Source organism: Nonomuraea sp. B5E05 (assembly GCF_039880665.1).
GTDB lineage: Bacteria > Actinomycetota > Actinomycetes > Streptosporangiales > Streptosporangiaceae > Nonomuraea.
In genome coordinates this window covers 1-12,944 of sequence record NZ_JBDPMJ010000060.1, presented here as the reverse complement: position 1 = coordinate 12,944, position 12,944 = coordinate 1, and the positions used below count along the sequence as shown (strand labels likewise).

General features: G+C 68.8%; 10 protein-coding genes and 1 pseudogene. 7 read left to right on the top strand and 4 right to left on the bottom strand.

Features of this window, described 5'->3' with window-relative positions; translation table 11 throughout:
• Positions 1-165: 165 nt before the first annotated feature.
• On the top strand, positions 166-660 hold the full coding sequence (locus tag ABGB01_RS45210) for a transposase (protein ID WP_347780461.1): 495 nt from the start codon (positions 166-168) through the stop codon (positions 658-660).
• Positions 661-696: 36 nt separating this feature from the next.
• On the opposite strand, the gene ABGB01_RS45205 is transcribed toward ABGB01_RS45210, so the two are convergent.
• Positions 697-1,083: a hypothetical protein gene (locus ABGB01_RS45205; protein WP_347780460.1), complete on the bottom strand. Its 387-nt coding sequence runs from the start codon at positions 1,081-1,083 to the stop codon at positions 697-699.
• A gap of 285 nt (positions 1,084-1,368) precedes the next feature.
• On the opposite strand from ABGB01_RS45205, the gene ABGB01_RS45200 reads away from it, so the two are divergent.
• The gene (locus ABGB01_RS45200) at positions 1,369-2,226 is read left to right on the top strand and encodes a transposase (RefSeq protein WP_347780458.1); all 858 of its coding nucleotides are present in this window, start codon (positions 1,369-1,371) and stop codon (positions 2,224-2,226) included.
• 21 nt (positions 2,227-2,247) lie between these two features.
• Positions 2,248-5,070 (top strand): annotated as a pseudogene (locus ABGB01_RS45195) (Tn3 family transposase); the annotation flags it as partial.
• Between the two features lie 74 nt (positions 5,071-5,144).
• Here ABGB01_RS45195 and ABGB01_RS45190 read toward each other — a convergent pair.
• Both ABGB01_RS45190 and ABGB01_RS45185 read right to left on the bottom strand, forming a co-directional pair.
• Positions 5,145-5,726 (bottom strand): TetR family transcriptional regulator, encoded by a 582-nt coding sequence (locus tag ABGB01_RS45190; protein ID WP_347780457.1) that lies wholly within the window; start codon positions 5,724-5,726, stop codon positions 5,145-5,147.
• Positions 5,713-7,143 (bottom strand): FAD-dependent monooxygenase, encoded by a 1,431-nt coding sequence (locus tag ABGB01_RS45185; protein WP_347780455.1) that lies wholly within the window; start codon positions 7,141-7,143, stop codon positions 5,713-5,715. Before ABGB01_RS45185 ends, ABGB01_RS45190 begins: the two co-directional genes overlap by 14 nt.
• Positions 7,144-7,192: 49 nt before the next feature.
• Between ABGB01_RS45185 and ABGB01_RS45180 the strand changes: the two genes are divergently transcribed.
• Both ABGB01_RS45180 and ABGB01_RS45175 read left to right on the top strand, forming a co-directional pair.
• A complete protein-coding gene (locus tag ABGB01_RS45180) occupies positions 7,193-7,696 on the top strand; it encodes a recombinase family protein (protein ID WP_347780453.1) in 504 nt (167 codons plus the stop codon).
• A gap of 259 nt (positions 7,697-7,955) precedes the next feature.
• On the top strand, positions 7,956-9,176 hold the full coding sequence (locus ABGB01_RS45175) for a hypothetical protein (protein ID WP_347780452.1): 1,221 nt from the start codon (positions 7,956-7,958) through the stop codon (positions 9,174-9,176).
• Positions 9,177-9,649: 473 nt separating this feature from the next.
• Here the strand turns inward: ABGB01_RS45175 and ABGB01_RS45170 are convergent, their stop codons facing one another.
• Entirely contained in the window at positions 9,650-10,396 is a 747-nt protein-coding gene (locus ABGB01_RS45170) for a TetR/AcrR family transcriptional regulator (RefSeq protein WP_347780451.1), read from the bottom strand.
• Positions 10,397-10,506: 110 nt separating this feature from the next.
• Between ABGB01_RS45170 and ABGB01_RS45165 the strand changes: the two genes are divergently transcribed.
• Together ABGB01_RS45165 and ABGB01_RS45160 are read left to right on the top strand one after the other, a co-directional pair.
• A complete protein-coding gene (locus ABGB01_RS45165) occupies positions 10,507-11,772 on the top strand; it encodes an alpha/beta hydrolase (protein WP_347780450.1) in 1,266 nt (421 codons plus the stop codon).
• 135 nt (positions 11,773-11,907) lie between these two features.
• A complete protein-coding gene (locus ABGB01_RS45160) occupies positions 11,908-12,795 on the top strand; it encodes an IS701 family transposase (RefSeq protein ID WP_347780463.1) in 888 nt (295 codons plus the stop codon).
• Positions 12,796-12,944: the final 149 nt, after the last annotated feature.

Genomic DNA, 12,944 nt, shown 5'->3' with positions numbered 1-12,944 from the left:
AGGCGAATCATCAAAATCGCGTCTCTAGGCAGTTTCGGCCCGGGAGGTCCGCCCTCAGCTGCTGACCTGCACGTTCAGGCCACAGTGCCCTCTAGGAGCCCCGAATTACGTCGAACCCGGGCCTTGGAGACTGGATCTTGAAATTCAGGGGAGGAGATGTCACTGATGGTGATGAAGAACTACCCGCCCGAGTTCAAGCCCGACGCAGTGGCGTTGGTGCTGTCCAGCCCGGACAGGAGGATCACATCGATCGCGAAGGATCGAGGGATCAGCCGCGAGACGCTACCAATATGGGTGCGTGCTGCGCAGGCTCAGGGCGCCGGCGAGCCGGCGGGCCGGCCGGCACTGGTAAGGCGGCCTCGGCCCGGCGCGTACCCTCGGACGACGTGCTGGAATAGAGGCAGCTTCAGCATCGCCTGGCAAGCCTCCCGCAACCAGATCAACCTGGCCGCAGGCGTCATCACGGGCACCGTCATCGATCTGGTCGGCACAATCGGGCAGCACGTCCTTACCAGCCTGCTACCTCAGCGACGGCTACGAGTCAGCCCCCGCATCGTCAAACGCGCCATCTCCAAGTACCAAGCAAGAGGCCCCCGCATCGACCGCACCAGCTACAAGGCCACCACCAGCATCGCAATCCTCGCGCCAGCAGGCCCTTGACAACATGACCCAACCGCAAATTGAACGGCCTTGGATCTAGCTCCCGAAGTGGATCGAACCGTGGATGTCCCGCGCCTGGACGACATTGCCGTGGACCGTCCCGCCTGAGATCTCGTTCCGCACGTCGCCCGAGCCGGTCGATGTGAAGTGCAGTTTCTCGGCCTCCGTGCGCCAGGCCTGGAGCGCTCTGGCGAAGTCGGAGTCGTCCTCGGCACGCAGCCTCAGCACCTCCGCCAGCTCTATGGCCCGCTCGTCGCTGTCGGCTGCCTGGGCGAGAGCCGTCAGCTCCCCCTCACCCTGCGGTGCCCCGCCTGACCGCCTGCGCGTGACCAGTTCGCGAAGCGATGTCCAGATCTGCTGCCCCGCCGCGCCGGCGGTGCCCCCCGCGAGGGCCATGAGCAGTTCGGGTGCGATGGGGTCCATGGGCGCTCTCCGATGTACGTACGGTGTGGATCGAGCGTAGAGCACCGGGATGGCGAGAACCATCGGCGGATCCGGAATGTATCAAGTCAACTGGGACACGGTGCTACTGAGCTCTTAGCTTGTTCTTAAACCAAAATCTTGGGCGTATGCCGTAGTCATGGCCAATGGTGATGTATTCGCGCATAGCGGATTGTGTCCTGGGAGCTACGGCGTGTCGCCGTGACGTGTGGCGGCCACCGTCTCATCTTCGCTCGTATCGACACGAAGCAAGGAGAGGTGGTGGCCGTGGCATCCATCCTGGCACGCGCGTCAGCAGGCGTCCCACCATCCGTCCCGCAAGGGGAATCTCATCCGGCGGCGACGGGGCTGGCAGGCTTTCGCCGGGAGTTCTATCAGTGCCTGTCAGCCCGCTCCGATGAGCTGTTTGAGCTGGTCGAGGCGGTGTTATGCGCGGATGGGCCGGTGCGGTCGCTGGTGGATTTGACGCTGGTGGCCGAGCATCGGCGCGGGCACGGCGCCCTGTATGACGGGCTGAACCGGGGGCGGGTCGAGATCGGCAGGTTCCGGCGCGCGCTGGCGGGCCTGCCGCTGCCCAGAGCTGCGGGCGAGCGCTTGGTCCTGGCGGTGGATGTCTCCCCGTGGCTGCGGCCGGACGCGTCCACCAGCCCAGGCCGTTCGTTCTGCCATACCTACGGCCGCAGCAAAGATCAGCATCTGATGATCCCGGGCTGGCCGTACTCGATCATCGCCGCGCTGGAGACGGGGCGGACCTCCTGGACCGCGGTGCTGGACGCCGTCCGGCTGGAGGCCGAGGCCGATGTGGCGGCGGTGACCGCCGCTCAGATCCGGGACCTGGTCATCCGGCTGATCGAGGCCCGCCAGTGGCAGCTGGGCGATGAGGACATCCTGCTGGTGTTCGACGCCGGCTACGACCTGCCCCGCCTGGCCTTCCTGCTGGCCGATCTGCCGGTGGAGGTGCTCGGCAGGCTCTGCTCCGATCGGGTGCTGCGCCGTCCGGCGCCTTCGCGCCGTGAGCATTGCCTGGCCAACCCCGCAGGTGGCCGCCCACCCAAGCACGGCGGCGAGTTCCGCTTCGCCGACCCGGCCACCTGGCATATCCCTGACCAGGCCACCTCGACCTAGACGACGCGGTACGGCACCGCCACCGTTCGACGACATCGACAGCTGGAGCGGGCGGCAGTTGACGCGCCGGTTCCGGACCTTCTTGCACGGCCGGGCGTGGACGCACGCCGAGGGTCCGGTGGCGTTGTTCGAGCAGTCGGTGGCGTGGCTGCGGCGGCATCGGGTGCTGCTGCCCGGGGTGACCGTGCTGGAGCGGCTGGTGGGTAGCGTGCGGGAACGGGCCGATACGCGCATGTACGCGGTGGTGGCCAAGCAGGTGCGCCGTGCCGATCCGGAGCTGCCGGGGGCGTTGTCGGGTCTGCTGGTGGTGCCGGAGGGCTCGCGTGTCTCGGAGTTGGAGAAGCTGCGGAAGGCGCCCAAGCGCACGTCAGGGATGGAGATGGTGCGGGCGCTGCAGCGGGTGGACAATCTGGCTGGCTTCGGGCTGGGCCGGGTGAACGTGTCCAAGGTGCCGGTGCGGCGGATGAAAAGTCTGGCCAAGTACGGGGCAGGCAGCAAGGCGCCGGCGCTGGACCGGTTGGTCGAGCCGCGCCGGACGGCGACGCTGCTGGCGGTCACCCGGAGCCTGGAGGCCGAGGCGATCGACGACGCCCTCGATCTGTTCGCGCTGCTGATGGCCACCAGGTTGATCAGCCCGGCCCGACGCAAGTCCGCCGACGAGCGCCTGCGGATGCTGCCCCGGCTGGAGCGGGCCTCCAAGCTGGTGGCCAAGGCTGGCCGCGTCCTGGTCGACCAACTCGACTGGTCGACCAGGAGAGCGCAGACCTCGATGTGGCAGCGATGTGGACCGCAGTGGCCGAGATCGCCGGCACCAGCAAGGAGCAGGTCCGTGCGGCGCTGGACGTGGTGGAGGACCTGGTCCCCGAGGAGGACGGCGCGGCCGAGGCGGCGATGCGGGCCGCACTGGTGGAGAAGTACCACACCGTGCGCCCATTCCTGAGGCTGTTGGGCGAGTCGAAGGCGTTGTCGGCGGCGCCGGGCGGGCGGTGGGTGCTGGCCGCGGTGCGCCGGCTGCCGGAGTTGTCGCGACGGCAGGTGAGCAAGAAGCCGCTGCTGCCTAGGGAAATCGACGCCGCGCTGGTGACCGCGTCGTGGAAGCGGGCGGTGTATGCCAACTCGGACCTGCCGCAGGGGGCGGTGGATCGTGACGCGTACGTGGTGTGCGTGCTGGAGCACCTGATGCGCGCCCTGACGGTCCGGGACGTGTTCGCCTCGCCGTCGCTGCGCTGGGCCGACCCGCGCGCCCACCTGCTAGCCGGGGCGCAGTGGGCGGCGATCGCCGAGGACGTGCTGGCCTCCCTGTCCCTCACCGACCCGGTCGAGCAGCACCTGAACGACAAGGTCTTGGCGTTGGACGCGGCCTGGCGGCAGATGGCCGCCCGGCTGGAGGAGGCGGGCGAGGACGCGCTGGTCTCGGTGGTGATCCCGACCGGGGGCGGGCGGGCCCGGCTGTCGGTGGAGAAGCTCGGCGCACTGGGCGAGAGCGAGTCGCTGGCGTGGCTGCCGGCCGCCTGCCAGGCGATGCTGCCCCGCATCGACCTGCCTGAGCTGCTGCTGGAGGTGCATGCCTGGACCGGGTTCCTGGACGCCTACGTGCACCTGGCCGACATCTCCACCCGCATGAACGACCTGCCGAGATCGCTGGTGGCGCTGCTGATCAGCGAGGCATGCAACGTCGGGCTGACGCCCGTGATCAAGGCCGGGGATGAGGCGCTGACCCGGGGCCGGCTCTCGCACGTGGACCAGAACTATGTGCGCGGCGAGACGCACGCCGCAGCCAACGCGATCCTGATCGAGCACCAGGGCCGAGTACCGGTCGTCGCAGCGTGGGGCGGCGGGCTGCTGGCCTCGGTGGACGGGCTGCGGTTCGTCGTCCCGGTCAAAACGATCAACGCCGGGCCCTCACCCAAGTACTACGGCTACAAACGTGGTATTACCTGGCTTAACGCAGTCAATGATCAAGTGGCGGGGATCGGGCAGATGGTGGTGCAGGGCACGCCCCGCGATTCCCTCTACATCCTGGACTGCCTGATCAACCTGGACGCCGGGCCGAAACCCGAGGTGGTCACGACGGACCAGGCCAGCGACAGCGACATGGTGTTCGGGATCTTCTCCATGCTCGGCTACCGGTTCGCGCCCCGCTTCGCCGACCTGGGCGACCAGCGGTTCTGGCGCGCCGACCTGCCCGACGGCAGCACCGGCCAGTACGGGGTGCTGGAGGCGATCGCCCGGAATAAGGTGAACACCAAGAAGGTGCTCACGCAGTGGCCGGACATGCTCCGGGTCGCCGGGTCGCTGGTGACCAACCAGGTGCGCGCCTACGACCTGCTGCGCATGTTCGCCCGCCAGGGCCACGAGACCCCGCTGGGGCAGGCGTTCGCCGAGTACGGCCGCATCGACAAGACGATGCACCTGCTCAGCATGCTGGACCCGATCGATTCCAGCTACCGCCGCAGCCTAGGCAAGCAGCTGTCGGTCCAGGAGTCCCGGCACCGCCTGGCGCGCAAGATCTGCCACGGCAACGCCGGGAAGATCCGGCAGGCCTATCGGGAGGGGCAGGAAGATCAGTTAGCGGCGTTAGGGCTGGTTCTCAATGCCGTGGTTTTGTGGAATTCGACGTATCTGTCGGCGATCGTGGACCAGTTGCGTGCCCAGGGCGTGCCGGTCAAGGACGAGGACGTGGCCCGGCTCAGCCCGCTGGGCCACGCCCACCTCAACTGCCTGGGCCGCTACGCGATCGCTTCCTCAACCCCCGACAAGGGGCTGCGGCCGCTGCGGCCGCTGCAGGCGTCAGCGCCGCCCCAGGACGCGTCTTCTGCCGTCGTGGACGAGGACGGGGTCTGACCCCTGCAGTGATCTCGGCGCAAACGTGGGTGCCCGACTGGAAGATCGGGTTCGTGCGAGCACCCCCAAGCGGACTATGTCGCCATCGGCGTTTGGTGGTGGGCCAGGAGAGCCCGTACGGCAGTGCGGATCAGCTCGCTAGGGGACTCGGGCATGCCGGTGGTGAGTGCGGTGAAGAGAATGCCCAGCACGCTCATCTCCAGGAGCATGGCGTCGTCCTGGCTGATGTCGATTCCGGCAGCGCGGCATTGGCGGATGATGAGATCGCTTCGGCCGTGCAAGGCGTCGGTCAGCATGTGCCGCAGACGGGGGTTTCTGGTGCTCTCCAGGTGCAGCTCGAACAGGGCCAGCGGATCGTGCTGGTCGTCGGTCAGCATCGTCGTCAGGACGGCGACCAGCGCTTCCTCCAGATCGGCTGGCGAGATCGGCCGGACGGTGTAGGCGCCCACGCGTTCGCCGAGCCGATGGGTGATCCGCTCGATGACCCCGTTGAGCAGCGCGTCGCGGGTGCGGAAGTAACGCGAGGTGGTGCCGGCCGGTACGGCTGCGGCGGTGTCGACGGCTCTGTGAGTCAGCCCGCGTGACCCCTGCTCGGCCAGCACCGTGATGGCCGCGTCTGCCAGGTGGTCGCGGCGCTGCGGGTTAGGCGGTGGCACGATTTCCCTCCCTGCTGGTGTGGTCGGCCGGGCCACACCATTTCACCAGAGCCGCTTCGATACCGGTGTGATCCCCGGCCCAGGCCACGTAGCCGTCCGGGCGGATCAGCGTCGCCTCGGGCCTGGTGCTGCCAAGAGGGCTGGCGTGCCGTACGCGATTGCGCCAGGGGGTCGGCACGCCCTTGTCGGAGAGCAGGACGAAGGTGCCGGCGCGCAGCACCGCATACAGACGGCCCGCATCCGTCGGGCCGTCGGCCGCGCGGCGCCCGGCCAGCGGGTGGGCGTCCGGCTCGCCGGGCGGGTAGGCGAACTCCAGGCCGGACAGCCTGCCGAGGATGCGGCGGCGGCCGGGAGCGGTGTGGAGCAGGGTCGCCATGATGCGCCGGTTGATCTCCAGGCGCGCTCGTGAACCGCTGAGCACCAGCCCGGTGAGGTGGTCGGTCATGGCCAGGACGGCGGCGCCGACGGGGTGCCGTTCGGCGTGGTAGGTGTCGAGCAGCCAGGCCGGGGCCCAGCCGTGCAGAGTGGCGGCGAGCTTCCAGCCCAGGTTGATGGCGTCCTGGATGCCGGTGTTCATGCCCTGGCCGCCGATGGGCGAGTTCACATGGGCGGCGTCCCCGACCAAGAACACCCGCCCCGATCGGTAACTGCGGGCCTGGCGGCGTTCGGCGGTGAAGCGGGAGAACCAGCGCGGCTCGCTCATGTCATAGTCGCTGCCGGCGATTTGGCAGAAGGCCTCGCGGATCTGGGCGAAGTCTGCGTTCTTCTGCTCTTTGCGCAGCCATGCGCCGACTCGGAACCAGCCGTCGCCGAACGGGAGGGTCACCACCACGCCCTGCGTGCCGACCTGGGTGATGGGCGGCGGCTCGGAGGTGGGAATGCGGACATCGGCCAGCAGCATGGGAAGGCTGTAGGCCGCGCCGGCGAAGCCCACGTCGACCAGGTCCCGGACAGTGCTGTGGGCGCCGTCGGCGCCGATGACGTACCTGGCCTCCAGCTCGCCTCCGTCCTCAAGTCTCAGCCGGACGGATTCGGCGTCCTGGCTCAGGTCGACCACATGGGCGTTGCGGCGAATCTGTACGCCGAGTTCGGCGGCGCGCTGTTGAAGGAGCTTCTCGGTGCCGTTCTGGGGCACGAGCAGCAGCATCGGGTACCGCGTGTCGAGCCGCCCGAAGTCGACCCGTGAGGCGTAGGCGGGATACACCGTCTTGAGCGGGTTGCCTCCCGCGACCAGTTCGTCGCCCATGCCTCGGGCGTCGAGCAGCTCCAGGGCTCGGGCGTGCAGACCGAAAGCCCGCGTGACGTTGGACTCGCTGCCGCGCTTGTCCACGATCGTGCATGGAACGCCCGCCAGTGCGAGCTCGCAGGCGGCCATCAGCCCGGTGGGACCGGCTCCCACGATGACGACGTCGTACATAACACTCCTCTGTTCGCTACATCTGTATCGCTACATTTATAGCGCATGGATGACTGGCAACACCCGCCCTGTTCGCCACAGCCCCAAGCGCGGGGTCGCGCGACCGGAGTGGGAGACGCTCCTAACGCTGCCGCAGGCGGGCGACACCCTGAAGTTCTGGAAGTCCGACCGGTGGGGCCGCTCGGCGGGACACGTGCTGACCACGGTCAACGAGCTCCGCGACCGCGGCATCACCGTGGTGTCGCTGACGGAGAACTTCGATCTGAGCACCAAGGAGGGCCGTTTCATGTTCGCGGTCCTGGCCGCAGCCGCAGAATACGAGCTGGAGCTGCGAGCCGAGCGCCAGGCCGAGGGGATCGCCGCCGCCAAGCGCCGTGAGGCCACCGGGGCCATGCTGCCCGGCAAGAAGAAGTCCGGCCGGCCGCGCGTCATCGGCCCGGCCGAGCTGGCCACACTACGCCGTCTGGTCGACGACGGTGTCTCGATCACCGAGGCTGCCCGCACCCTCAAAATTGGCCGCTCCACCGCCTACGCGGCACTAGCGGGACACTGACCAGCAGCTATCCCACCCGTATCTCGCTTCTGCCCTTCGGCCTCCTAGCAAGATCGTTCTCATCGATAACGGCTGTCCTCCGGTTCCTCAACCCCGTAAGTGGCGGGTCCCAGCTGACGCCCTGTTTGCGTGTCGACTCGGCCGCGCTCAACTTGCGGGAATTCTGCCTTCTCGCAAGTTGACTACACCGCGTCCCAACGCAAGGGAGAGGATTTTCTGATTTAGATTTTCTGGAAAATAAAAATGCTAGACTGCCGCAGTGACGCAAGAAAGCAACCTGGTGACGCCGTGTAAGCACTGCGGGGCGGCGATCGAGCAGCGGCGGGGGAGAGGTCGGCCACGGGCGTACTGTCCGGAGAAGGACTGCCAGGCCGCCGCCAAGCGCGAGCGGGAGTTGCGGCGGGCCACGCCGGGGCTCGAGGGTGCGCTGGCCAGGGCCGAGCAGCTGTACGACCGCATGGAGAGCGGGCTGGCGTCGGCCATCGAGCCACTGGCGCGGGCGCTGGCCGACGAGCTGAGCCCTGCCGGGGTCGAGGCGAAGCTGAGCGCCGTGCAGGCGGAGGCGCACACGCGGGTGGCGATCGCGCGCACGGAACGGGAGCAGGCGTTCGAGCAGGTACGACTGGCGCGTGAGGCCACCGAGCACGCTCGCAGGCAGACGGCCGAGATGCGGTCACGGCTGGAGGAGGCGGAGCACGATCGCGACACCGCGCTGGCCGATGCCGAACGGGCCCGCGAGCAGGCGCTGGCGGCCCTGCGGGAGGCGGCCAGCACGGAGCGGCAGGCGCTGCAGTCGGCCGAGGAGGCGCAGCGGCGCGCGGAGCTGGCCGAACGGCAGGCCAAGGAGGCTGCTCACCGGGTGGAGCTGGCCGAAGAGGCCAGAAACCAGGCCGTGCGGGAGCTCGCGGAGCGGGTGGAGCTGGCCGAAGGGCAGATCGCTGAGGCGCGGGCGCAGGCCGTACACGCTGAGCAGGCCGCCGGCCAGGCACGGACGGAGCGGGACCGCGCGCGGGAAGAGACGGCGGCGGCCGTGCACGCTCGGGAACAGGCCGAACGTGCGGCGGTCGGTGCCAGGGCCCGGGAGGAGGCGGCGGCGCAGGAGCGTGATCGGGCCGTGGAGCGGGCCGTCAAGGCGGAGCGGGCCGCAGCCTCGGCCGAGCGGGACCGGGCGGTCGCGCTCCAGGAGGCGGCGCGGGCCGCCGGTGAGGTGGAGCGGCTGACCGCGAAGACGGCGACATTCGAGGCGGAGTCGGCGGCCGCGCTGTCCCGGGAGCACAAGCTGTCCTCGCGGGAGAAGTCGCGGGCTGACGCGGCGGTCAAGGAGCGCGACCGGCTGCGGGGAGAGCTGCGGCTGGAGCGGGTACGGCTGGAGGATGTGCGGGCCGAACTGGACGCGGCGCGGGCGGAGGCGGCGCAGTTGCGGGAACGCGCGGTGGCGGCCGAACTGCTTGCGGGCTCCAGTGACGCTTCGCGATCTTGAGGTGTGGGGGTCGCCTGGCGACGGCCACCGCGTGATCCACCGGCTGGAGCACCTCCATCACGGCCCGGAACTCCTATAGCTACGGCGAGGGGCAGAGTAGGTGGTGATCCTGCGTTTTACCTGGGGTCGTCCGGCCCGCTGATGATGCGGTGGATGGTGGAGCGTCCGACGCTGTACTCGGTGGCCAGGTCGGCGAGGGAGACCTCGCCTTCGGCGTAGCGGCGGCGGATAGAGCGTCGGGCGGATTTGGGGAGTTTGGGCTGCTTGCCCTTGAGCTTGCCCGTTCTTCTTGGCCTCCGGGGAGGATCGGACCGGATCTTGGCGCTACAGGGACCAAGAGTCACGCCGATGAGCCCAAATCACGTTGGTCTGCGCGAGTCCTTGTCGGTCGACTCGGGCCGCCGACGGATGCCGTCGTTGACCTGCGTCGCAGCTGCGTCAGCAGGTCAGCGATCGTAGGGGGGTGATGCTCGCTAGGCACGGTCGATGAGCACCTGGACGCCGTCGAGGATGCGATCAAGACCGAAGTCGAGTGGATCGAGCTCGGTGGAGGTGAATGCGCCGTCGGCGATCGCCTTGGTCAGGGCGGGGAAGCGATCGCTGTGGCGGTTGAGTAGTTCGCTGGTCAGGCGGCCCCATTCGCGGTTGTGGTCCTCGTTGAAGTCGGCTCGTTGCTGGGCGAGGTTGCGTACCTGACCGGCGATCAGAAGGAAGACCTGGTGGCGTTGGTCGGCGGTCAGGCCGGTCGGTTCCAGGGCGGCGAGGGCGGCGTCCATCCAGGCGAGCTGGTGGGGGCCCATGATCTGCCGGCGCATGGCGGTGGCGGCCAGCAGCCAGGGGTGGGCCCGGTAGACCGCCCACTGGCGGTGGGCCCACGCGGAAAGCCGAGCTCGCCAGCCGGAGCCGGCGGCCGACAGGTCGGGAGGTTCGGCGAGGACGGCTTCGACCATCAACTCGACAAGTTCGGTCTTGCCGGGCACGTAGCGGTACAGGGCCATGGCCGAGACGCCGAATTCGGCGGCCACCCTGTTCATCGAGACGGTCTCCAGCCCTTCGGCGTCGGCGAGGGTCACGGCGGCCTGGGCGATGCGCTGGGGGGTGAGTCTGGGCTTGGGTCCACGGGCGGGTTGGTCCTGTTCGCCCCACAGCAGCGCGATGCCCGTCGGCAGATCGCGCGCCTTCTTGTCTTTGTTCTCGCGCGGCTTGGCTGCCCTGGCCATGGTCGCTCCCCTTGGTGAGGTGACTGGCGGACGTCGGTTGACACCCTCTCACAACTGTATATAGCGTAAACGCGCTTGTTTAGAGCATAAACAGTTTAGAGGAGTAACAGATGCTCGGCATCGCCGTCGCCGCAACCGCCATCGCGGTCATCGCCGTCCCCGCCGCGGGCCTGCTCGGCTACCGCCGGCTCAGGCGCACCGCCCACGCCAAACGACTGCGCATCACCAGCCCGTACGGCATCGAGGAGTCCGGCTTCGCCCGCATCGGCGGCATCGACCAATGGATCTCCATCCGCGGCGAAGACCACCGCAACCCGGTGATCCTGGAACTCCACGGCGGCCCCGGCGCTACCAACCTGATCTTCGCCTCGCGCACCCGCGCCTGGGAGCGGCACTTCACCGTCGTGCGGTGGGACATGCGCGGCGCCGGCAAGACCTTCGCTCGCGGCGGCCCCGACGGACAGGGCGACCTGAGCCTGCAGCGACTCGAGCGCGACGCCCTGGAGGTCACCCAGCACATCCGTGCCCGCCTCGGCGTCGACAAGGTCGTGCTGCTCGGCTGCTCCTTCGGCTCCTTCATCGGGCTGCGCCTGGCCCGCAACCACCCGGAGCTGTACTCCGCCTACGTCGGCACCGACCAGAACATCAACGCCGGCGGCCGCGACCACACCGCCTACCGCGCGCTGCTGGACCGGCTCGGCACGGCCGGCAAGCGCAAGGAACTGGCCGCCGTCACCGCGATGGGTCCGGACAAGTCGGCCTGGAGCGTCGAGGACTGGTCACAGTACAACAAGCACACCGTCGGCTCCGACCCGCTCACCTTCGACACCATCAAGACCGTGGTGGTCGGCTCCCTGCTGTCCTCACCCCTGCACTCCCTACGCGAGCTGCCCGCCTACACCAAGGCCATGAGCTTCTCCCAGCGCGTCGCGCCCGAGTCCGCGACCATCGACGAATGGGCCGAAGGCGCCACGTTCGCCATCCCGTTCTTCATCTTCCAGGGCGAGCGCGATGTGATCACTCCGCCCGAGCCGGTCCGGCGGTTCTTCAACGACGTCACCGCCCCGGTCAAGGACTTCGCCCTCATCCAGGACGCGAGCCACTTCGCCTCCTTCCGCCACCCCGACCAATTCCTCGACCTGATGCTCGCCAAGGTCCGGCCCCTGCTCACCAGATGCTCGGGGTGGCTCCAAGCGGGGCAACTTGGCGACGGCCCACACGACGGCCAGCAGCGCGAGCGCGTCGAACAGGTACAGGGTGCCGAGCCCGACGAGCGGGATCAGAAGGCCGGCGAGCACGGGGCCCAAAATCGACCCGGCGTAGCGGACCAGCGAGCTGAGGCTGTTGGCCGCTGGGAGCAGTTCGACCGGGACTAGTACTCCAGTGACACTTCGCGATCTTGAGGTATCGGGGTCACATGGCGACGGCCACCGCGAGATCATTCGGAGTTTGTGAAGACAACCAAAGATCGTGCGGTGGCCGCGAGCCACAGCGTAGACCCTGACGGCTGGATGGTCATCTTCAACGAGCTGATGGCCCGGATCGCCGGCCGGTTCGGCCGTGTCGAGCCCCGCCGGGCCGCGACCGCGTACGTGCGCGGACTGCTGACCGACCTCGACCGTAAGAACTGCTGGAACCTGGCCGAGCACGCCGGGCTGGCCGGACCGCAGGCGTTGCAGCGGTTGCTGCGTACCGCCCGCTGGGACGCCGACGCCGTGCGCGATGACGTGCGGGCCGCCGTCGTCGACCGCCTCGGCCCAGATGGCGTGCTGATCGTAGATGAGACAGGGTTCGTCAAGAAGGGCAGTGCCTCGGCCGGGGTGCACCGGCAATACAGCGGCACCGCGGGCCGGATCGAGAATTGCCAGGTCGGCGTGTTTTTGGCCTACGCCACCCCGGCCGGGCGGGCGCTGCTGGATCGGCGACTCTACCTGCCCGAGCACACCTGGTTGGCCGACCGCGGGCGGTGCCGGGCGGCCGGTGTCCCGGACGATGTCGGCTTCGCGACCAAGCCCGCCCTGGCCACCGCGATGGTGCTGGCCGCCCTGAGGGCCGGCGTGCAGGCGGCCTGGGTGACCGGTGATGAGGTCTACGGCCAGGACCCGCGTCTGCGCGCTGCCCTGGAGGAGCACCGGATGGGATACGTGCTGGCGATTGCGGGCAACCGGCGCGTCGAGTTCGAGGGCGTTCAGGTGAGCGCGGCCGAGGCTGCTGCCCGGGTGGCCGACCGGCACTGGCACCACTACCGCGCCGGGCAGGGCGCCAAGGGGCCGCGCTGGTACGCCTGGGCCTGGGCCCGCATCGACGAGAACGCGTCGGACGGCTATCGGTGGCTGCTGAAACGGATCCCGAGCATGGTCACGGAATCGTCCACAGAGCTGCCTCTTCCCGTCAGGTAGTCGACGAGGAAGGTTGCCAACCGGTGTAGGGCGACGCTGAAGATGGGCATGTAGGCGGCGTTCGTGGTGTCTATGTGGACGACATGAACGACCCCGCCAGGCGATGGCCTGACGGGGTCTGGTGCTCATGGTGTCGTGGTGGTGCTCAG